This is a genomic window from Streptomyces sp. NPDC048197 (genome assembly GCF_043202395.1).
Taxonomy (GTDB): Bacteria; Actinomycetota; Actinomycetes; order Streptomycetales; family Streptomycetaceae; genus Streptomyces; species Streptomyces siderophoricus.
Map to the genome: position 1 here is coordinate 142,672 of NZ_JBIDAJ010000003.1, position 21,509 is coordinate 164,180.

General features: G+C 69.8%; 16 protein-coding genes and 1 tRNA gene. 11 read left to right on the plus strand and 6 right to left on the minus strand.

The features are described 5' to 3' along the window. Positions 1-11: 11 nt before the first annotated feature. Together ACGF4C_RS05955 and ACGF4C_RS05960 are read right to left on the minus strand one after the other, a co-directional pair. Positions 12-146: an SPW_0924 family protein gene (locus ACGF4C_RS05955; RefSeq protein WP_107052680.1), complete on the minus strand. Its 135-nt coding sequence runs from the start codon at positions 144-146 to the stop codon at positions 12-14. A gap of 199 nt (positions 147-345) precedes the next feature. Further along, entirely contained in the window at positions 346-2,154 is a 1,809-nt protein-coding gene (locus tag ACGF4C_RS05960; RefSeq protein ID WP_393563636.1) for a lytic transglycosylase, read from the minus strand. 151 nt (positions 2,155-2,305) lie between these two features. Here ACGF4C_RS05960 and ACGF4C_RS05965 point away from each other — a divergent pair, with 151 nt between their 5' ends. Further along, positions 2,306-3,223 (plus strand): DUF4184 family protein, encoded by a 918-nt coding sequence (locus tag ACGF4C_RS05965; protein WP_393563637.1) that lies wholly within the window; start codon positions 2,306-2,308, stop codon positions 3,221-3,223. 82 nt (positions 3,224-3,305) lie between these two features. Here the strand turns inward: ACGF4C_RS05965 and polA are convergent, their stop codons facing one another. After that, positions 3,306-6,023 (minus strand): DNA polymerase I, encoded by a 2,718-nt coding sequence (gene polA, locus ACGF4C_RS05970; protein WP_393563639.1) that lies wholly within the window; start codon positions 6,021-6,023, stop codon positions 3,306-3,308. A gap of 251 nt (positions 6,024-6,274) precedes the next feature. On the opposite strand from polA, the gene ACGF4C_RS05975 reads away from it, so the two are divergent. The 7 genes from ACGF4C_RS05975 to ACGF4C_RS06005 all read left to right on the plus strand — a co-directional run bounded on the left by ACGF4C_RS05975 (position 6,275) and on the right by ACGF4C_RS06005 (position 15,418). After that, positions 6,275-8,560: an FdhF/YdeP family oxidoreductase gene (locus tag ACGF4C_RS05975; RefSeq protein ID WP_393563641.1), complete on the plus strand. Its 2,286-nt coding sequence runs from the start codon at positions 6,275-6,277 to the stop codon at positions 8,558-8,560. 132 nt (positions 8,561-8,692) lie between these two features. Beyond that, a complete protein-coding gene (locus ACGF4C_RS05980) occupies positions 8,693-9,166 on the plus strand; it encodes a PaaI family thioesterase (RefSeq protein WP_393563642.1) in 474 nt (157 codons plus the stop codon). Positions 9,167-9,644: 478 nt separating this feature from the next. After that, positions 9,645-10,865 (plus strand): branched-chain amino acid ABC transporter substrate-binding protein, encoded by a 1,221-nt coding sequence (locus tag ACGF4C_RS05985; protein ID WP_393563931.1) that lies wholly within the window; start codon positions 9,645-9,647, stop codon positions 10,863-10,865. Positions 10,866-10,999: 134 nt separating this feature from the next. Then, positions 11,000-11,929, plus strand: coding sequence for a branched-chain amino acid ABC transporter permease (locus ACGF4C_RS05990; RefSeq protein WP_393563644.1), 930 nt, complete (start codon positions 11,000-11,002; stop codon positions 11,927-11,929). Positions 11,930-11,934: 5 nt separating this feature from the next. Then, positions 11,935-13,728: a branched-chain amino acid ABC transporter permease gene (locus tag ACGF4C_RS05995; protein ID WP_393563646.1), complete on the plus strand. Its 1,794-nt coding sequence runs from the start codon at positions 11,935-11,937 to the stop codon at positions 13,726-13,728. Between the two features lie 5 nt (positions 13,729-13,733). Further along, entirely contained in the window at positions 13,734-14,705 is a 972-nt protein-coding gene (locus tag ACGF4C_RS06000; RefSeq protein ID WP_393563648.1) for an ABC transporter ATP-binding protein, read from the plus strand. Continuing rightward, on the plus strand, positions 14,702-15,418 hold the full coding sequence (locus ACGF4C_RS06005) for an ABC transporter ATP-binding protein (protein ID WP_393563650.1): 717 nt from the start codon (positions 14,702-14,704) through the stop codon (positions 15,416-15,418). Before ACGF4C_RS06000 ends, ACGF4C_RS06005 begins: the two co-directional genes overlap by 4 nt. A gap of 73 nt (positions 15,419-15,491) precedes the next feature. On the opposite strand, the gene ACGF4C_RS06010 is transcribed toward ACGF4C_RS06005, so the two are convergent. Beyond that, positions 15,492-16,148: an ANTAR domain-containing response regulator gene (locus tag ACGF4C_RS06010; RefSeq protein WP_030816052.1), complete on the minus strand. Its 657-nt coding sequence runs from the start codon at positions 16,146-16,148 to the stop codon at positions 15,492-15,494. A gap of 89 nt (positions 16,149-16,237) precedes the next feature. On the opposite strand from ACGF4C_RS06010, the gene ACGF4C_RS06015 reads away from it, so the two are divergent. Both ACGF4C_RS06015 and ACGF4C_RS06020 read left to right on the plus strand, forming a co-directional pair. Beyond that, positions 16,238-16,321 (plus strand) — tRNA-Leu (locus tag ACGF4C_RS06015). Between the two features lie 85 nt (positions 16,322-16,406). Next, on the plus strand, positions 16,407-17,195 hold the full coding sequence (locus ACGF4C_RS06020; protein ID WP_393563652.1) for a helix-turn-helix domain-containing protein: 789 nt from the start codon (positions 16,407-16,409) through the stop codon (positions 17,193-17,195). 51 nt (positions 17,196-17,246) lie between these two features. Here ACGF4C_RS06020 and pyk read toward each other — a convergent pair whose 3' ends face one another. Together pyk and ACGF4C_RS06030 are read right to left on the minus strand one after the other, a co-directional pair. Next, positions 17,247-18,683 (minus strand): pyruvate kinase, encoded by a 1,437-nt coding sequence (gene pyk / locus ACGF4C_RS06025; RefSeq protein WP_393563654.1) that lies wholly within the window; start codon positions 18,681-18,683, stop codon positions 17,247-17,249. A gap of 145 nt (positions 18,684-18,828) precedes the next feature. Continuing rightward, complete coding sequence (locus tag ACGF4C_RS06030) at positions 18,829-19,524, minus strand: SIMPL domain-containing protein (RefSeq protein ID WP_393563655.1); 696 nt, start codon at positions 19,522-19,524, stop codon at positions 18,829-18,831. A gap of 179 nt (positions 19,525-19,703) precedes the next feature. On the opposite strand from ACGF4C_RS06030, the gene ACGF4C_RS06035 reads away from it, so the two are divergent. Beyond that, positions 19,704-21,509 carry a bifunctional metallophosphatase/5'-nucleotidase gene (locus ACGF4C_RS06035; RefSeq protein WP_393563657.1) on the plus strand — a complete coding sequence of 602 codons (1,806 nt, stop codon included), beginning with the start codon at positions 19,704-19,706 and terminating at the stop codon, positions 21,507-21,509.

Here is a 21,509-nt window from a genome sequence, read left to right on the forward strand (position 1 = left end):
GCGTCCCTCCCTCAGGGGTGTGCGGGGACGGTGGTGAGCAGCGGCTTGGGTGAGGTGGTGCCGCTGGGGGCGCCGACGGCCGTGACGGTGAGGACGAGGGCGAGGGCGGCGGCCAGTCCGGCCGCGGCGGCAATCAGGGCGCGCATGGTCGCCTCCCGGCACATCTGATACGGCGTCAGGGCGGGGGCACCGTAGCAACGGGCGGCCGAGATGAGAACAGCTGCCGCCCGAGCGCATGGAGCACCGCCGTCCTGCCCGGGACGGCGGGCAGGACGGCGGTGCGGGCCGGGCGGGTGTGCCGGGCCGGCCGGGTGCCGCGGCCGGGGTCGCCGGCCGCCGGGGCGGTCAGGAGGCGGCCGGGGCGGCGACCTTCAGCTTGACGGTGAGGACGGCGCCGTCGTCGGTGGTCAGCCGCAGCAGGAACGTCCCGGTGTGCGAGTCGGTGTAGATCTTCGGGAGTTTCAGCAGGCCGTCGGCGTCCGTGGTCAGCCCGGCGAGGGTACGGACCGGCTTGTCCTTGTTGTCGGCGGTGGCCTTCGGGTCCTTGAAGTAGGGGCCCCGGTCGTTCTCCACCGGCTTGTCGGGGTCGTCGGTGACCATGGTCGCGGTGACCGGCACGCCCGCCGCGATCTTGCCCTGGTAGGTCGCCTCGATCTCGACGGCGTCCTCGGCGAAGGCCTTCCCGGCGGTGGCGGTCAGCTCCTTGTCCGAGGTGCGGGTGAGGATGTCGGCCTTCGGCGCCGGCTTGGCCTGGACGGTGGCGTCGAAGGTGACGGCGGGCAGGGTGCGGCCGACGGCCGTCGCCCGGAGGCGGAAGTCGCCGGCCCGTTCGCCCGCGTGCAGGGTGGGCGCGGTGGCCAGGCCGTCCTTGCCGGTGGTGACGGTGGCGGTGGTGGCGTTGCCGGGGAAGCGGGCGTCGGTGCCGGCGGGGAGGGTGAAGCGGATCCGGGCGCCGGCGACGGGCTTGCCCGCGGCGTCCTTGGCGCGTACCTGGGGCGCGGTGGCGAAGTCGGTGCCGGCGGTGGCGGTCAGGTCCTGGTCGCCGACGCGGGCGAGGGCGGTGACGGGGCGGGGCTCGGCGGGTGCCGGGGTGCCGGGCCTGGGGGTGCCGGGGGTGGGCTTCGGGGTGGGGGTGCCCGGGGTGTGACCGGAACCGGAACCGCCGGGCCGGGCGGGCCCGTTGGGCTCCGGCCGGGGCTTGGCGGGCGTGCCGGAACCCTTGCCGTGGGACCGGCCCTGGCCGGTGCCGCCGCCGGGGTGGCCGCCCGCGTGCCCGGTTCCGTCACCGTTACCGGTCTTGTGGCTGCCACGGTGGTGTGCCGGGAGGACGCCGTGGCCGTCGGGCACCTCGTAGGTGCCCTTGCGGTAGAACGTGTACCAGGACAGCACGGTGCGCAGGTAGTCGGCGGAGTTGTTGTAGCCGAGGACGGCGCGGTCCAGGTCGCGGGGGTCCGACAGGTCGCGGCCGTCGGCGCAGAGGTAGCGGCCGGCGGCGAGCGCGGCGTCGTAGACGTTGTTGGGGTCCTTCTTGCCGTCACCGTTGCCGTCGGCGCCCCAACCGCCGTGCTGCGGGCCGCCCTCGGACCAGGTGGAGGGGATGAACTGCATCGGGCCGACGGCGCGGTCGTGGGTGGTGTCGCCGTCGTAGCGGCCGCCGTCGGTGTCGAGGATGCGGGCGAAGCCGTGGCCGTTGAGCTGCGGGCCGAGGATCGGCCGGAGGGTGGTGCCCTCGGCGTCGACCGCGCCGCCGCCGGCCTGGCCGGATTCGACCTTGCCGATACCGGCGAGCAGTTGCCAGGGCAGCCGGCAGCCGGGGTCCTCGGCGTCGAGGAGGGACTGCGCCTTCTTGTAGGCGGCCAGGACGGTGGCGGGGATGCCGGCCTGGGCGGGCCCGGTGATGACCCGGGTGCCGCCGTCGGGGTGGGAGTGGGAGGAACGGCGGGGCGGCGCCGGGCTGTTGTGCGGCGGCAGGTCGGAGTAGTACGTCGTGCCGCCGTCGATGGGGGTGTCGACCGGCGGGGAGGGTTCCTGTTCCTTGGCCGCCTTCGCGGTGGCGTCCGGCGACTGGGAGGCGGTCAGGGCGGCGAGGACGAACGCCGCCACGGCCGTCGAGGCCGCTCCCCTGCGAAACCGCCGCCGGAATGTGGCTGCCATACGTGGTCCCCTCCGCGTTGACGCACCGCGTTTTCTGACGCGGTGTCGCGCTCCCCGGCGCTCCAACTCAGGCGACACTACGACAACTCGGGCCCGGCATCTACCACCTCATCGGACACATAATGATCTGAATCGATCGAGGGGTACTGCCATGCCATTCACGCTCAGCCATGCCGCGGCCGTGCTGCCGGCCGTCCGGCGGACCGGTACGGCCCGCGGCCGGCTGGTCGCCTCGGCGCTGGTGGCGGGGTCGTTCGCGCCGGACATGACGTACTACGCGGACACGCTGGTGCCGGGCGGGATGGAGTTCGGCGCGGTCACCCATGCGCCGTCCGGGGTGCTGACGGTCGATGTACTGATCACCGCGGCGCTGGTCGGCGGCTGGCTGGTGGTGCGCGACCCGCTGCTGGCGCTGGTGCCGGCGGCCTTTCGGGGGCGGGTGGCGCTGTGCGTCCGGGGCCGCCCCTGGCGTGCACGCCGCCCCCGTGAACTCGCCGCGCCGGCCGGCTGGTTCGTGCTCTCCGCGGTGCTCGGCTCGCTGACCCATGTGGTGTGGGACGCCTTCACCCACCCGGGCCGCTGGGGGACACGGCTGGTGCCCGGCCTGGACCGGGTCGTGGGCGGGTGGCCGGTGCCGACGTATCTGCAGTACGGCACCTCGGCGCTGGCGATGACCGCGCTGGTGTGGTTCGGGTGGTCGGCGCTACGGGCCGCCGGGACCGCCGAACCCGCGGTCCGGGCCGCCGCCGCGGCCGCCGTGCCCGTGCTGTCCGTACGGCTGCGGCTGCTGCTCGTCCTCCCGCTGTCGGCGTGCGTCCTGGCCGGCGCGGTGCACCGCGTCCTGCGGGCGCACGACGACTACGGGGACAGGGCGGTGTGGTTCGACTATCTGCCGACCGCACTCTTCGGCGCGGGCGCCGGCCTCATCGCCGGGCTGCTGCTCCACGGCCTGGCGGTACGGCTGCTGGACCGGCGGGCGCGCGGCGGGCGGCCGGCCGATGGCCCGCTGCCCGCCGCGCGGACCGGTGCGGCGGCGGACCAGCGGGAGGCGGTGCGCGCCACAGACTGAGGCGCTCCGGGCGGCACCGGGGCCCCCGCCCGCAGCGGCTCCGGCCTGCCGCTTTCGGCCGGTGGGCCCCGCCGCGCTCCCGTCAGTGCGCCGCCGACTCCCAGTCCTTGCCCGAGCCGACCGAGACGTCCAGCGGGGCACTCAGCTCGACGGCGTCGGCCATCTCGCGGCGGACCAGCTCCTCGACCTGCTTGCGTTCGCCGGGGGCCACCTCGACGACGATTTCGTCATGGACCTGGAGCAGCATCCGGGACTTGAGCTCCGCGGCCCGCAGGGCGGTGTCGACCCGCAGCATCGCGATCTTGACGATGTCGGCGGCGGTGCCCTGGATCGGGGCGTTCAGCGCCATCCGCTCGGCCATCTCGCGGCGCTGGCGGTTGTCGCTGTTGAGGTCCGGCAGATAGCGGCGGCGACCGAGCATCGTCTCCGTGTAGCCGGTGGCGCGGGCCTCCTCCACGACGCGGCGGAGGTAGTCGCGCACCCCGCCGAACCGCTCGAAGTAGGTGTCCATCAGCTTGCGGGCCTCGTCGGGCTGGATGCCCAGCTGCTGGGAGAGGCCGAACGCCGACAGCCCGTACGCCAGGCCGTAGGACATCGCCTTGATCTTGCGGCGCATCTCCGGGTCGACCGCGGTCTTGTCGACCGAGAAGACCTGGGAGGCGACGGTGGTGTGCAGGTCCTCGCCGGAGGTGAACGCCTCGATCAGGCCCTCGTCCTCGGAGAGGTGGGCCATCACGCGGAGCTCGATCTGGCTGTAGTCGGCGGTGAGCAGCGACTCGAAGCCCTCGCCGACGACGAAGCCGCGGCGGATCGCCCGGCCCTCGTCCGTCCGCACCGGGATGTTCTGCAGGTTGGGGTCGGTGGACGACAGCCGGCCGGTGGCGGCGACGGTCTGGTTGAAGGTGGTGTGGATCCGGCCGTCCGCGCCGATGGTCTTGATCAGGCCCTCGACGGTCGTGCGCAGCTTGGCCTGCTCACGGTGGCGGAGCATGATCACCGGGAGTTCGTTGTCGGTCTGCGCGGCCAGCCAGGCCAGCGCGTCGGCATCGGTGGTGTAACCGGTCTTGGTCTTCTTGGTCTTCGGCAGGCCCAGCTCGCCGAAGAGGACCTCCTGGAGCTGCTTGGGCGAGCCGAGGTTGAACTCATGGCCCGCGGCGGCGTGCGCCTCCTTGACGGCCTGCGCGACCGCCCCGGCGAACTGCTGCTCCATCCGCTCCAGCCAGCCCCGGTCCGCGGCGATCCCGGCCCGCTCCATCCGGGCCAGCAGATCGCTGGTCGGCAGCTCCACATTGCGCAGCAGATCGGCCGCGCCGACCTCGGCGAGCTTCGCCTGGAACGCCGTCCCCAGGTCCAGGACCGTACGGGCCTGCGCCATCAGGGCGTCCGCCTCGGCCTGCTCGTCCGCGCCGAACGCCAGCTGGCCGTCGCCGGCCGCGGCCGGGGCGAGATCCCGGCCGAGGTACTCGATGGAGAGCGCGTCCAGCGCGAAGGAGCGGCGGCCGGGCTTGACCAGATAGGCGGCAAGCGCGGTGTCCATCGTGACGCCCTCGATGCGCCAGCCGTGCTCGCCGAAGACCCGCATCAGGCCCTTGGCGTTGTGCATCACCTTCGGGCGCTCGGGGTCGGCGCTCCAGGCGGCGAACGCCCGCTCGTCGGCCTCGTCCAGCTGCGCGGGGTCGAACCAGGCGGCCGGCCCCTGCGGGGTGGCGAGCGCCACCTCGGCCACGCTGCCGCTGCCCAGCGTCCAGACGTCGACGGTGGAGACGCCCAGCGGTCCGGTGGCGTGCTCGGCCAGCCACGGGGCGAGCTCGCCGGTGGCCAGGACCGTGCCGTCCACCTCGACGCCCGGGGCCGGCGCGGCCTCCTCGGCGGTCTCCACCGAGCCCGGGTCGACGGCGTGCAGCCGGTCGCGCAGGCCCTGGTTGCGGATCTCGAGGGCGTTGAGGAACACCTTGAGGGCCTCGCGGTCGTACGCCTCGCGGGTCAGCTCCTCGGGGCCGCACGGCAGCTTCACATCGCGCACCATCTCCGTCAGCACGCGGTTGCGCTTGACCGACTCCAGGTGGTCGCGGAGATTCTGACCGGCCTTGCCCTTGATCTCGTCGGCCCGCTCCACCAGTTCCGCGAACGAACCGAACTGGTTGATCCACTTCGTGGCGGTCTTCTCGCCGACGCCGGGGATGCCGGGGAGGTTGTCGGACGGGTCGCCGCGCAGCGCGGCGAAGTCCGGGTACTGGGCGGGGGTCAGGCCGTACTTCTCGAAGACCTTCTCCGGGGTGAACCGGGTCAGCTCCGAGACGCCCTTGGTGGGGTACAGCACCGTGACGTCGTCGGAGACCAGCTGGAAGGAGTCCCGGTCGCCGGTGACGATGGAGACGTGGAAGCCCTGGGCGACGGCCTGCTCGGTGAGCGTCGCGATGACGTCGTCGGCCTCGAAGCCGTCCACCGCGAAGCGCTTGACCCGCATCGTGTCGAGCAGCTCGCCGATCAGCTCGACCTGGCCCTTGAACTCGTCGGGGGTCTTGGAACGGTTCGCCTTGTACTCCGGGTATTCCTCGGAGCGCCAGGTCTTGCGCGAGACGTCGAAGGCGACCGCGAAATGCGTGGGCGCCTCGTCACGCAGGGTGTTCGCGAGCATCGACGCGAAGCCGTAGATCGCATTGGTCGGTTGACCGGTGACGGTGGTGAAATTCTCCACGGGCAGGGCGAAATACGCCCGGTATGCCATGGAATGCCCATCCATGAGGAGCAGGCGGGGACGACCACCCGCCGCCGCCTCGGTGCCGGTCGCTTCGCTCATCTTCGCTGCCTTTGCTGCCACGCCCCCGATCCTGCCACGGCCCACCGACAATCCCCGCCGCGACGGCCGCCGCCCCCGTCCCCGCACACCCCCTGCCGCCCCTCGCCGCAGCCCCCGCCGCCCTGCCCTCGCACCCCGCCCGCACTCCCCTACACCGCCCACCCCGGTCCGTGACAGGATCGGATGTGCACGACAACGATCCGCCGCGCCGGCGGAGCGAGCAAGAAGCTCACGGCTCACAGGAGAGCGCCATGGCAGGCAAGCCGCCCGCGTCCGACCCCGTCCAGGACGCGCCCCAGGTCAGCGCACCCCAGCACTCCGCCGTAGGAATGCCGGCGATCACCAACGCCCTCAAGATCTCCCAGCAGCAGATGGGCGTCCGCCGCACCGCCCTGACCCTGCTGCGCGTCAACCAGCCCAACGGCTTCGACTGCCCCGGCTGCGCCTGGCCCGAGCCCGACAAACCGCACACCGCCGAGTTCTGCGAGAACGGCGCCAAGGCCGTCGCCGAAGAGGCCACCCTGCGCCGCGTCACCCCGGACTTCTTCGCCGCCCACCCGGTCGCCGACCTCGCCACCCGCAGCGGCTACTGGCTCGGCCAGCAGGGCCGCCTCACCCACCCCATGTACCTGGACGAAGGCGCCGACCACTACGCCCCCGTCACCTGGGAGCGCGCCTTCGACATCATCGGCGAGGAACTGACCGCCCTCGACTCCCCCGACGAGGCCGTCTTCTACACCTCCGGCCGCACCAGCAACGAGGCCGCCTTCCTCTACCAGCTCTTCGCCCGCGAATTCGGCACCAACAACCTGCCCGACTGCTCCAACATGTGCCACGAGTCGTCCGGCTCGGCCCTCACCGAGACCATCGGCATCGGCAAGGGCAGCGTCCTGCTGGAGGACCTCTACAAGGCCGACCTGATCATCGTCGCCGGCCAGAACCCCGGCACCAACCACCCGCGCATGCTCACCGCCCTGGAGAAGGCCAAGGCCGGCGGCACCAGGATCATCTCGATCAACCCGCTGCCCGAAGCCGGCCTGGAACGCTTCAAGAACCCCCAGACCCCGCGCGGACTGGCCGGCGGCGGCACCGCCCTGACCGACCTCTTCCTCCAGGTACGCCTCGGCGGCGACCAGGCACTCTTCCGTGCCCTCAACCGCGGCATCCTCGCCACCGACGGCGCCCTCGATACGGACTTCATCCGCGAACACACCCACGGCTTCGAGGAGTTCGCGCAGGCGGCGCAGGCCGACGACGACTGGGACGCCACGCTCGCCGCCACCGGCCTGACCCGCGACGAGATCGAACGCGCCCTGGAGATGGTCCTCGCCTCCCGGCGCACCATCGTGTGCTGGGCGATGGGCCTGACCCAGCACAAGCACTCCGTCCCCACCATCCAGGAAGTCGTCAACTTCCTCCTCCTGCGCGGCAACATCGGCCGCCCCGGCGCCGGCGTCTGCCCCGTACGCGGCCACAGCAACGTCCAGGGCGACCGCACCATGGGCATCTTCGAACGGCCCGCCCCCGCGTTCCTCGACGCCCTGGAGAAGGAATTCGGCTTCGCGCCCCCGCGCGAACACGGCCTCGACGTCGTCCGCGCCATCCGCGCCCTGCGCGACGGACAGGCCAAGGTGTTCTTCGCCATGGGCGGCAACTTCGTCTCCGCCACCCCCGACACCGACGTCACCGAGGCCGCGATGCGCCGCGCCCGGCTCACCGTCCACGTCTCCACCAAACTCAACCGCTCGCACGCCATCACCGGCGCCCGCGCGCTGATCCTGCCCACCCTGGGACGCACCGAGCGCGACCGCCAGGACGGCGGCGAGCAGTTCGTGACCGTCGAGGACTCCATGGGCATGGTGCACGCCTCCCGCGGCCGCCTCGAACCGGCAAGCCCCCAGCTGCTGTCCGAGCCCGCCATCGTCGCCCGCCTCGCCCGCCGCGTCCTCGGCCCCGCCAGCGCCACCCCGTGGGAGGAGTTCGAGAAGGACTACGCCACGATCCGCGACCGCATCGCCCGCGTCATCCCCGGCTTCGACGACTTCAACACCAAGGTCGCCCGCCCCGGAGGCTTCGCCCTGCCGCACGCCCCCCGGGACAGCCGCCGCTTCCCCACCGCCACCGGCAAGGCCAACTTCACCGCCGCACCCGTGGAATACCCCACCGTCCCCGAAGGCCGGCTGCTGCTGCAGACCCTGCGCTCGCACGACCAGTACAACACCACCATCTACGGCCTCGACGACCGCTACCGCGGCATCAAGAACGGCCGCCGGGTGGTGCTCCTGCACCCCGACGACGCCCGCGCCCACGGCCTGGCCGACGGCGACTACACCGACCTGGTCAGCGAATGGACCGACGGCAGCGAACGCCGCGCCCCCGGCTTCCGCGTCGTGCACTACCCGACGGCCCGCGGCTGCGCCGCCGCCTACTACCCCGAGACCAACGTCCTCATCCCGCTCGACCACACCGCCGACACCAGCAACACCCCCGCGTCCAAGTCCGTGGTGATCCGCCTGGAGAAGACCCCCACCGACTGACCCCCACCACGGCGGCCGGCACCACACCGGCCGCCGCGAACACCCCACCCCGCGCTGAGCGCTCGCTCAGCGGCCTGATAGGAACGGGCACGGATCGACGACGATCACGGGCGAGCGAACGGAGCCGTAGGCATGGGTGAGCAGACCACCACCGAATTCCCGCAGGAGACCCTCGACCAGTGGGCCGGACTCGGCATCGACCTGCCCGCACTCTTCTCCGCCGGACACCTCGGCGAGCGGATGAGCGTCCAGGTCACCGAAGCCGGACCCGACCGCGTCGTGGGCACCATGCCCGTCGAGGGCAACACCCAGCCCTACGGCCTCCTGCACGGCGGCGCCTCGGCCGTACTGGCCGAAACCCTCGGCTCCGTCGGCTCCATGCTCCACGGCGGCCCCACCAAACTCGCCGTCGGCGTCGACCTCAACTGCACCCACCACCGCGGCGTCCGCTCCGGCCTCGTCACCGGCGTCGCCACCCCCGTACACCGCGGCCGCTCCACCGCCACCTACGAGATCGTCATCACCGACGAACACGGCAAGCGGGTCTGCACCGCCCGTCTGACCTGCATGCTGCGCGACGTCGACACCGACGCCTACCGAAGCTGACCGGATCAGGACGGCCCACGCCGCCCACCACCACGGCCCCGCCCCTTGCCCAGGGTGCGGGGCCGCACGCATTTCCGTAACGCTGCGTAACGCACACGCAATACCGCCTCAACCCGCACACCCCGGACCCCGTGCCACTACTGGCCCCGGCCCATCCCATCCGATAGCCGGACGCCCTCCGGCGGTCGCACCGCGCAACCACCCACGGAAGTGCGAGTTCACCTTCCGCGCCGCGTTCGCTCCACCTGTAAGGACCATGACGGCAAAACGCTCATCGCTGGTCATAACAAGAGCGTCACATCCTGGCCAGCGCCTCTGCCGACGCGACGAACACCGCTCTAGAGTCACCGCCAGTCACCGCGCCGCCGGGCGCGCTGCGAGCACGGACGCCGTACCAACCGTGCAGCCCGGCGCGCGAATCGGCCATGCGACAGCCGTGGCCGCGCCAGGGAAAGGACTGATCGTGCGTCACCGTTCCTTGCTCCTCATCACCACCGCAGTCACCACCGGCGCCCTCACGCTCTCCGCGTGCGGCTCTCGCGGCGACACCAACAAAGACGGCGACGGAAAAACCACCGTCGTCATCGGCCTCGACGCCCCCACCACCGGCGAACTCTCCGCACTCGGCCTGGGCATACGCAACTCCGCCCAGCTCGCCGTCGACATCGCCAACAAGAACAACGAAGTCAAGGGCGTCACCTTCAAACTCCAGGCCCTCGACGACAAGGCACTGCCCAACGTCGGCCAGCAGAACGCCACCAAACTCGCCGGCAACAAGGACGTCCTCGGCATCGTCGGCCCCCTCAACTCCGGTGTCGCCCAGTCCATGCAGCAGGTCTCCAAGCAGAACAACCTGACGCTGATCTCCCCGGCCAACACCACCCCCGACCTCACCCAGGGCCCGGACTGGAAGAAGAACAAGCGCGTCCGGCAATTCCCCACCTACTTCCGGACCGCCACCACCGACGAAGTACAAGGCGCCTTCGACGGCCAGTACGCCTGGGAAAAGGTCAAGGCCAAGAAGGCCTACGTCATCGACGACCAGAAAACCTACGGCGTCGGCCTCGCCTCCTCCTTCAAGGACCAGTTCGCGAAACTCGGCGGAAAGATCGTCGGCACCGAACACGTCAGCCCCGACGACCGCGACTTCAAAGCCGTCGTCTCCAAGGTCAAATCCGCCAAACCCGACCTGGTCTTCTACGGCGGCGAATACCCCGCCTCCGGCCCGCTCAGCCAGCAGCTCAAGGACGGCGGCGTCACCGTCCCCCTGATGGGCGGCGACGGCATGTACAGCGCCGACTACATCAAGCTGAACAAGAAGGCCCAGGGCGACTACGCCTCCTCCGTCGGCAAGCCCGTCGAAGAACTCCCCTCGGCCAAGAAATACATCGCCGACTACAAGGCAGCCGGATTCAAGGAGCCCTACGAGGCCTACGGCGGCTCCACCTACGACTCCACCTGGGCCCTCATCCAGGCCGTCAAGAGCGTCGTCGACGCCAACCAGGGCAAACTCCCCGAGGACGCCCGCAAGAAGGTCACCGACGCCATGAACAAGGTCACCTTCGACGGCGTCACCGGAAAGGTCGCCTTCGACAAATACGGCGACACCACCAACACCATGATCACCGCCTACCAGGTCGAAAAGGGCAACTGGGCCGCCCGCTTCAGCGCCCCGTTCAAGGAATTCGACAAGAGCTGACGCCACCGCACCACCACACCCCGGGCCGCGCCAGGACGCCACCAACGACCCTGGCGCGGCCCGCGGCACACCGGGACACCCGAAAACCCCCCGGAATTCCCACCCGTGCTTGATCACACCACGGAGGCCCTGCGGTGAGCGAACTGCCGCAACAGCTGGCCAACGGACTCATCCTCGGCGCGATGTACGGACTCATCGCGATCGGCTACACGATGGTCTACGGAATCGTCCAGCTCATCAACTTCGCCCACGGCGAGATATTCATGGTCGGCGGCTTCGGAGCGCTCAGCGTCTACCTCGCCCTCCCCACCGGCACCTCCCTCGCCCTCGCCCTGCCGGTCATGCTCCTCGGCGGCGTCGTCGTATCCGTCCTCGTCGGCATCGCGGCGGAACGCTTCGCCTACCGCCCCCTGCGCGGCGCCCCCCGCCTCGCCCCCCTCATCACCGCCATCGGCCTGTCCATCGCCCTCCAGCAAGCCATCTGGAAGTGGTACCCCGACGGCAAACAGGCCCGCGTCTTCCCGCAGTTCAAGGGCCACGCCCTCGACATCCTCGGCGCCACCGTCCAACGCGGCGACCTCTTCGTCCTCATCGCCGCCCCCCTCTGCATGATCGCCCTCGGCTTCTTCGTCGCCCGCACCCGCAGCGGCCGCGCCATGCAGGCCACCGCCCAGGACCCCGACACCGCCAAACTCATGGGCATCAACACCGACCGCATCATCGTCCTCGCCTTCGCCATCGGCGCCGCCTTCGCCGGCGTCGCCGCCGTCGCCTACGGACTGCGCACCGGCGAGGTCCAATTCCGCATGGGCTTCATCATGGGCCTCAAGGCCTTCACCGCAGCCGTCCTCGGCGGCATCGGCAACATCTACGGCGCCATGCTCGGCGGCGTCGTCCTCGGCATCGCCGAAGCCCTCGCCACCGCCTACGTCGAAGAGATCCCCGGCATGCAGCAATTCGGCGGCGGAGCCTGGAAGGACGTCTGGGCCTTCGTCCTCCTCATCCTCGTACTCCTCCTGCGGCCACAAGGCCTGCTGGGCGAACGCGTCGCGGATCGGGCGTGATACCGATGACCACCCACACCGCCACCACCCCCCGGGGCCTCCTCCCCCTCCCCGAACGCACCGCACGCCTCACCACCGCCGCCGGCGCCCTCGCCACCGCCGCCACCACCGGCCTCTCCTGGACCTGGAGCAGCGACTTCCCCGGCGACCTCACCTTCTACGGCTCCCCCGCCGGCCTCCAACTCGTCACCCTCACCGGCGGCCTCCTCACCCTCCTCCTCGCCGCCTCCACACTCGGCCTGCGCGGCCTGACCTGGCTCACCCCCGCCGGACGCAACGCCCCCACCCTCCTCGCCGCGCTCGCCACCTTCGCCGCGACCTGGTTCACCCTCGGCGCCATCGCCGTCCAACTCGGCGGCCTCGTCAACCTCGAACCCGGCGGCTTCGCAGCCGGCACCGCCGCACTCCTCACCCTCCTCGGCGCCCTCGCGCTACCCCCCGACCAACCCCCCACCACCCCACCCGCGAACCCCTGGCAACGCCTCACCACGCTCCTCACCGCCAGCCCCCTACGGCCCCGCAGCCGCCCCCTCCCCACCTGGGCCGAGATCCTCACCATCGCCGCCGCCTTCGCCGCCGGACTGATCGCCTTCACCTACGGCATCGACACCGACGACGGCGCCCCCTTCGTCGGCTACCTCCTCTTCATCGCCCTCGCCGTCCCCGCCCTCCACCGCGCCGGACTCATCGCACGCCTCACCGAACTCACCCACCGGCACCGCGGCGTCGCCCTCACCGCGGCCTTCCTCGCCGCCGCCAGTTTCCCCCTCACCCAGGACACCGACCAGTACACGATCATCGGCGCCAACATCCTGATCTTCGCCACCGTCGCCCTCGGCCTCAACGTCGTCGTCGGCCTCGCCGGCCTCCTCGATCTCGGATACGTCGCCTTCCTCGGCGTCGGCGCCTACGCCGCAGCACTCGTCTCCGGCTCCCCCGAATCCGCCCTCGGCCTCCACTTCCCCTTCTGGGCCGCCCTCCTCACCGGAGCCGCCGCCTCCCTCGTCTTCGGCGTCCTCATCGGCGCCCCCACCCTCCGGCTACGCGGCGACTACCTCGCCATCGTCACCCTCGGCTTCGGCGAGATCTTCCGCATCGCCATGCTCAACCTCAACGGCACCACCGGCCCCGACATCACCAACGGCGCCATGGGCATCCCCAACATCCCCAACCTCGAAATCTTCGGCTTCAACTTCGGCGAAACCCACGACATCCTCGGCATCCCCATCGCCACCTACGGCAACTACTACCTGCTGATGATCCTCGTGACCGCCCTCGTCGTCCTCGTCTTCCGCCGCGCCGCCGCCTCCCGCATCGGCCGCGCCTGGATCGCCATCCGCGAAGACGAAACCGCCGCCGTCGCCATGGGCATCAACAGCTTCCGGCTCCGCCTCCTCGCCTTCGCCCTCGGCGCCGCCCTCGCCGGCCTCGCCGGCACCGTCCACGCCCACGTCGTCACCACCGCCACCCCCGAACAATTCCAATTCGCCGGACCCCAACCCCCCAACTCCGCCTTCCTCCTCGCCGCCGTCATCCTCGGCGGCATGGGCACCCTCAGCGGCCCCCTCGTCGGCGCCGCGCTCCTCTTCCTCATCCCCGCCAAACTCGACTTCCTCCAGGACTACCAACTCCTCCTCTTCGGCATCGCCCTCGTCCTCCTCATGCGCTTCCGCCCCGAGGGCCTCATCCCCGACCGCCGCAAACAACTCGAATTCCACGAAACCGGTCAACTCGACGTGCCGGACCAACGCCTCCCCGACCCAGCCGCCACCACCGGCGTCACCAAGGCAAAGGCGTGACGACCATGACCACACCACCCACCCTCGCACCCGCCACTGACAACACCCCCACCGACGACGGCCCCGTCCTCCGCGCCGACGGCGTCACCATGCGCTTCGGCGGACTCACCGCCGTACGAGGAGTCGACCTCACCGTCCACCCCCGCGAGATCGTCGGCCTCATCGGCCCCAACGGCGCCGGGAAAACGACCTTCTTCAACTGCCTGACCGGCCTCTACATCCCCACCGAAGGCACCGTCTCCTACCGAGGCACCGTCCTCCCGCCCAAACCCCACCTCGTCACCAAGGCCGGCATCGCCCGCACCTTCCAGAACATCCGCCTCTTCGCCAACATGACCGTCCTGGAAAACGTCCTCGTCGGCCGCCACACCCGCACCAAAGAAGGACTCTGGTCCGCCCTCCTCCGCAGCCCCGGCTTCAAAAAAGCCGAGCGCACCAGCGAAGAACGCGCCACAGAACTCCTGGAATTCATCGGTCTCGCCCACAAACGCGACCACCTCGCGCGCAACCTCCCCTACGGCGAACAACGCAAACTGGAAATCGCCCGCGCCCTCGCCTCCGAACCCGGCCTGCTCCTCCTCGACGAACCCACCGCCGGAATGAACCCCCAGGAAACGCGGGCCACCGAAGAACTCGTCCTCGCCATCCGCGACAAAGGCATCGCCGTCCTCGTCATCGAGCACGACATGCGCTTCATCTTCAACCTCTGCGACCGCGTCGCCGTCCTCGTCCAAGGCGAAAAACTCGTCGAAGGCACCTCCGACACCGTCCAGGCCGACGAACGCGTCGTCGCCGCCTACCTCGGCGAACCCTTCGACGGCGCCCCCGGAGAAGCCGAGGCGGCCGAGGTCGCCGCCGCCGAAGCAGCGGCCGACGCAGTGGCCGGCGCAGTGGCCGATACGGCGGCAGACACAGCGGCAGACACGGCGGCCGACGCGCAGAACACCCCCGGCACCACCAAGGGAGAAGCCCCGTGACCGCACTGCTAGAGGTCGAAGACCTCCGGGTCGCCTACGGCAAGATCGAAGCCGTCAAAGGCATCTCCTTCACCGTCGAGAGCGGCCAGGTCGTCACCCTCATCGGCACCAACGGTGCCGGAAAGACGACCACCCTCCGCACGCTCTCCGGACTCCTCAGGCCCAGCTCCGGAAAGATCACCTTCGACGGAAAACCCCTCACCGGAGTCGCCGCCCACAAAATCGTCGCCCTCGGCCTCGCCCACTCCCCCGAAGGCCGCCACCTCTTCCCCCGCCTCACCATCGAGGAAAACCTGCAACTCGGCGCCTTCCTCCGCAAGGACAAGGACGGCATCGAAAAAGACATCCAGCGCGTCTACGAACTCTTCCCCATCCTCGGAGAACGCCGCAAACAAGCCTCCGGCACCCTCTCCGGCGGCGAACAGCAAATGCTCGCCATGGGCCGCGCCCTCATGTCCCGCCCCAAACTCCTCATGCTCGACGAACCCTCCATGGGCCTCTCCCCGATCATGATGAAGAAGATCATGGAAACCATCCGCGAACTCCGCGAACAAGGCACCACCATCCTCCTCGTCGAACAGAACGCCCAGGCCGCCCTGACCCTCGCCGACCACGCCCACGTCATGGAGATCGGCCGCATCGCCCTCTCCGGCACCGGCCAACACCTCCTCCACGACGAATCCGTCCGCAAGGCCTACCTCGGCGAGGACTGAGGCACACACGCGTGCGGCCCCGCACCGGTCACCACCGGTACGGGGCCGCACGCACACACGGCGCAGAGCCGGACTACTGCTCCTTCTTCTGCTGCTTCTTCTCCTCGGCGTCCTCGATGACCGCCTCCGCGACCTGCTGCATCGACAGCCGCCGGTCCATCGACGTCTTCTGGATCCACCGGAAAGCAGCCGGCTCGGTCAGCCCGTACTGCGTCTGCAGAATGCTCTTCGCCCGGTCCACCAGCTTGCGCGTCTCCAGCCGCTGCGTGAGGTCCGCGACCTCCTTCTCCAGCGTCTTCAGCTCGGTGAACCGGCTCACCGCCATCTCGATCGCCGGCACCACATCGCTCTTCGAGAACGGCTTCACCAGATACGCCATCGCGCCCGCGTCCCGCGCCCGCTCGACCAGCTCCCGCTGGGAGAACGCGGTCAGCATCAGCACCGGCGCGATGCTCTCCTCGGCGATCTTCTCGGCCGCCGAGATACCGTCCAGCACCGGCATCTTCACGTCCAGGATCACCAGATCGGGACGGTGCTCCCGGGCCAGCTCCACGGCGGTCTGCCCGTCCCCGGCCTCGCCGACGACGGTGTAGCCCTCCTCCTCCAGCATCTCTTTGAGATCGAGACGGATGAGGGCCTCGTCCTCCGCGATCACGACGCGCGTGGTCAGCGGCGGAACATGCGACTGATCGTCATCGGCGACGGGCTGCTCGGGCTCGGCGGCGCTCACGGGACTCCTCGGTGCGGTCAGGTGGTGCCATTGCAGCCTACCTAGAGGCGGTAACGGTGGCGCACACGGTAGGGTGTCTTGAGCACCTAGCCGGGTTGGCGGAACAGGCAGACGCTGATGTCTCAAACACATCTGCCCGAAAGGGCGTGCGGGTTCGAGTCCCGCACCCGGCACCTCTAGAGCAAGCGGATCTTCACCTTCGCGTGAATCGCACGCATTTTCACTCAGCGCTCACGGTTCATGACGCACAGTAGCCCCATGATTTTTCATGGCACAGACGTGCGACAGAAGGCCCTCATGCAGCTTCGAGCCGGGACGAGGAACGCGGATGTGGCCCGAGCTCTGGGCGTCCCGCTCGGCACCGTCAGCTACTGGCGCCACATGGATCGCGCCAAGCGCGGTGAGTGCCCCGGTGCTCACAATCCGAGGTGCCCGAGGTGCGACGGGCGTGATCTCGATCGAGCGGCCTACGCTTACCTGTTGGCCCTCTACCTCGGCGACGGGCACATCATCCAGTATTCGGAGCACCGCGTACCGAGCCTCATGATCGCGTGCGGCAACAGCTGGCCCGGGCTCATGAACGAATGTGAGGCCGCGATGCGGACGGTCTTCCCGGACAACTCCGTGTGCCGCGTCAGCAGGACCGGATGCCACAACGTGAAGGTCTACTCGAAGCACTTGTGGTGCATGTTCCCCCAGCACGGCGCGGGCAAGAAGCACGAGCGGCGGATCGCCCTGGAACCCTGGCAGCAGGAGATCGTGGACGAGCATCCCTGGGAATTCATCCGCGGCCTGATTCACTCCGACGGCTGCCGGATCACCAACTGGACGACGCGGATGGTCGGCGGCGAGCGCAAGCGCTACGAGTACCCGCGGTACTTCTTCACCAACAAGTCCGACGACATCCGCAAGCTCTGTTCCGACACCCTCACCAAGGTCGGCGTCGAGTGGACCGTGCTCGCGCGCGGAAGCGACCCGTTCAACATCTCCGTGGCCCGCAAAGCCTCCGTGGCCCTCATGGACCAACACATCGGGCCGAAGTACTGACAGGGACGGCAGTCAGGTACCTCGGCCCAGCGGGATCTTGTGCGGGTGGGGCTAGTTGGTGGCGTCGGACTCCCCGATGTGGTGGACGCGGACGAGGTTGGTGGAGCCGGGGACGCCGGGCGGGGAGCCGGCGGTGATGATGACCAGGTCGCCCTTCTGGCAGCGGCCGATCTTGAGGAGTTGCTCGTCGACCTGGGCGACCATCTCGTCCGTGGAGTTGACGGTGGGGCCGAGGAACGTCTCCACGCCCCAGCTGACGTTGAGCTGGGAGCGGGTGGCCGGGTCGGGGGTGAAGGCGAGGAGCGGGATGGGTGAGCGGTAGCGGGAGAGGCGGCGGACGGTGTCGCCGGACTGGGTGAAGGCGACGAGGAATTTGGCGCCGAGGAAGTCGCCCATGTCGGCGGCGGCGCGGGCGACGGCGCCGCCCTGGGTGCGGGGCTTGTTGGCCTCGGTGAGCGGCGGGAGGCCCTTGGCGAGGAGGTCTTCCTCGGCGGCCTCGACGATGCGGCTCATGGTCTTGACGGTTTCGGTGGGGTATTTGCCGACGCTGGTTTCGCCGGAGAGCATGACGGCGTCGGTGCCGTCGATGACGGCGTTGGCGACGTCGGAGGCTTCGGCGCGGGTGGGGCGGGAGTTGTCGATCATCGAGTCGAGCATCTGGGTGGCGACGATGACCGGCTTGGCGTTGCGCTTGGCGAGTTTGATGGCGCGCTTCTGGACGATGGGGACGGTTTCCAGGGGCATTTCGACGCCGAGGTCGCCGCGGGCGACCATGATGCCGTCGAAGGCGGCGACGATGTCGTCGATGTTGTCGACGGCCTGGGGCTTTTCGACCTTGGCGATGACGGGGAGGAAGCGGTCCTCCTCGCGCATGATGCGGTGGACGTCTTCGATGTCGCGGCCGCTGCGGACGAAGGAGAGGGCGATGATGTCGGCGCCGTAGCGCAGGGCCCAGCGGAGGTCGTCCTGGTCCTTTTCGGAGAGGGCGGGGACGGAGACGGCGACGCCGGGGAGGTTGAGGCCCTTGTGGTCGGAGACCATGCCGCCTTCGATGACGACGGTGCGGACCTGGGGGCCGTTGACTTCGGTGACCTGGAGGGTGACCTTGCCGTCGTCGACGAGGATGCGTTCGCCGGTGGTGACGTCGGCGGCGAGGCCGGGGTAGGTGGTGCCGCAGAGGTGGCGGTCGCCTTCGGTGCCGGGGTCGACGGTGATGGTGAACTCGTCGCCGCGTTCGAGAAGTACGGGCCCTTCGCGGAATCGGCCGAGGCGGATCTTCGGGCCTTGAAGGTCGGCGAGGATGCCGACGCTGCGGCGGGTTTCTTCGGACGCTTTGCGGACCCGGTCGAATCGCGCTTCGTGGTCGGCGTAGGTGCCGTGGCTGAGGTTGAAGCGGGCGATGTCCATTCCGGCTTCGACGAGGGCTTTGATCTGCTCGTACGAGTCGGTGGCGGGTCCCAGTGTGCAGACGATCTTTGCTCGGCGCATGTTTCGACCCTATGACTTACCCGGCGGTAGGGAACTGTAAGAAGGTGACTGCTCAACGAGCGCTTGGTGAAAGGCTGTTGACAAGTAATGGAATGCGCGCGAAGGCGCTCCGATGAGCGGAATTTCGCCCTCGCGCGGAGGCGTCTCAGAGTGCGGGACGGGTCATGGTGAAGCGTGCATTGACGCTGGCGTAGACGGTTTGGCGCTGCGGTTCGAGGTCGAGGGCGGGGGCGCTTTCCTGGGCGGGGGCGCCGCCGTAGCCGGCGAAGGCGCGCATGGCGGGGGCGGCGACGGGTGCGGCGTTCTCGGCGCCGAGGTCGGCGATTTCGAGGAGGGCGTCGAGGCGGGCGCCGAGGGCTTCGGCGTATTCGCGGGCGCGCTGGACGGCTTCGTGGACGGCTTGGGTGCGGGCGGCGCGGTGGGCGGGTGAGTCGGGGCGGAGGTCCCACCAGGGGCCGTCGACACGGGTGAGGTCGAGGTCGGCGAGGCGGGTGGTGAGTTCGCCGAGGGTGGTGAAGTCGGTGAGGGTGGCGGTGTGGGTGACGCGGCCGCGGTAGGCGCGGATGCGTTCGTGGCGGCCTTTGTCGGTGAGTTCGGGGGTGATGCTGAGGGCGCCGGTTTCGAGCTTTTCGAGGGCGTCGGGGTAGCTCTTGATGAGGGCGAGGGCTTGTTCGTTGCGGCGGGTGAGGTCGGTGAGGGCGGTGGTGCGGTCGGTGCCGCGGGCGGCGACGGTGACGGCGATGCGGGCGATTTCGGGGTCGACTTCGAGGGTGGCTTCGCCGCGTACGGCGAGGCGGGGGGTGTCGGGGGTGCCGTAGGGCAGGGGGCCGGGGTCGGTCATGGGGGGCTCCTCGTGCGGGGTGTGGGTGGGTGCGGTGCGCGCAGGGTTGCACATCGGGGTGGGGATCGGGGGTTGTCGGGCGTTTGGGGGGTGTTGCGGAGGGGGCGGCTGGGCCAGAATCTACGCGCGTTGCCGCGGGTTGTGGTGGCGCTTGTCCGCGTGGATGCAGGGGAGTTGGGATGTCGCTCGACCGTAGGAAGTTCGTGGGGAGTTCTGTGGTGTCGGGGGCCGGGGTGGCGCTCGCGGGGGCCGCGGTGCCGGCGGCCGCGGCGGGGCGGCCCGGGCGGGGTCCAGGTCACCGGCGGGAGCGGTATGCGTTCACGGTGATGGGGACGACGGATCTGCACGGGAACGTCTTCAACTGGGACTACACCACGGACGCGGAGTTCGATGACGCGGACCACAATGATGTGGGGCTGGCGAAGATTTCGACGCTGGTGTCGCGGGTGCGGCGGGAGAAGGGCCGGCACAACACACTGCTGATCGATGCGGGTGACACCATTCAGGGGACGCAACTGGCGTATTACTACGCGAAGGTGGATCCGATCACGGATCCGGGCGGCCCGGTGCATCCGATGGCGCGGGCGATGAATGCGATCGGATATGACGCGGCGGCGTTGGGGAATCACGAGTTCAATTACGGGATTCCGGTGCTGCGGAAGTTCGAGGAGAGTTGTGACTTTCCGCTGCTGGGGGCGAATGCGGTGGATGCGCGGACGTTGCGTCCGGCGTTCCGGCCGTATGTGCTGAAGCGGCTGCGGTCGCCGCACGGGCGGGTGGTGACGGTGGCGGTGCTGGGGTTGACGAATCCGGGGATCGCGCTGTGGGACAAGGCGCATGTGCAGGGGAAGCTGGCGTTTCCGGGGCTGGTGGAGCAGGCCGCGCACTGGGTGCCGAAGTTGCGGTCGATGGGTGCGGACGTGGTGTTCGTGGCGGCTCATTCGGGGACGAGCGGGACGTCGTCGTACGGGGATCAGTTGCCGTATGTGGAGAATGCGGCGGCGTTGGTGGCGGAGCGGGTGCCGGGGATCGACGCGATTCTGGTGGGGCATGCGCATGTGGAGATTCCCGAGCGGCGGGTGGTGAATGCGCAGACCGGCCGGGAGGTGGTGCTGTCGGAGCCGTTGAAGTGGGGGCAGCGGCTGACGCTTTTCGATGTGGTGGTCGAGTGGCGGCGGGGGTGTTGGGAGGTGGGGTCGGTCGGTTCGCGGGTCCTGAATACGAATGCGGTGGCGGAGGATTCACGGATCACCGGTCTGTTGCGGGCGGAGCACCGGAAGGTGGTGGCGTATGTGAACCGGGTGATCGGCCGGTCGAAGGCGGAGTTGTCGGCGGCCGAGGCTCCGGTGAAGGACGTGCCGGTGCTGGACTTCATTGCTTTTGTGCAGGCCGAGGTGGTGCGCAAGGCGTTGGCCGGGTCGGAGTTCGCGGGGTTGCCGGTGGTGTCTCAGGCGTCGTGTTTCTCGCGTGCGGCGCGGGTGCCGGAGGGGGATGTGACGATCCGGTCGATGGCGGCGTTGTATCCGTTCGACAACACGTTGGAGGCGCGGGTGTTGACGGGTGCGCAGCTGCGGGAGTACCTGGAGTTTTCCGCGCGGTATTACGTGCGGACGGCGGCAGGCGGTCCGGTGGATCCGGCGCGGATCACGAATGCGGACGGTATTCCGGATTACAACTATGACGCGGTGCGGGGGCTGTCGTACGAGATCGATATCGCGAAGCCGGCGGGTCAGCGTATCGGGAAGCTGTCCTGGGAGGGGAAGCCGGTGGCGGATGATGCGCGGTTCGTGCTGGCGGTGAACAATTACCGGGCGGGTGGGGGTGGCGGTTTTCCGCATGTGGCGGGGGCGCGGCAGGTGTGGTCGACGTCGGACGAGATCCGCAATTTGATCATCAATTGGGTGCAGGAGAAGAAGGAGATCGATCCGTCGGTGTTCGCTTCGGTGGACTGGCGGTTGGTGCGGGACGGCGTGCCGGTGTTCTAG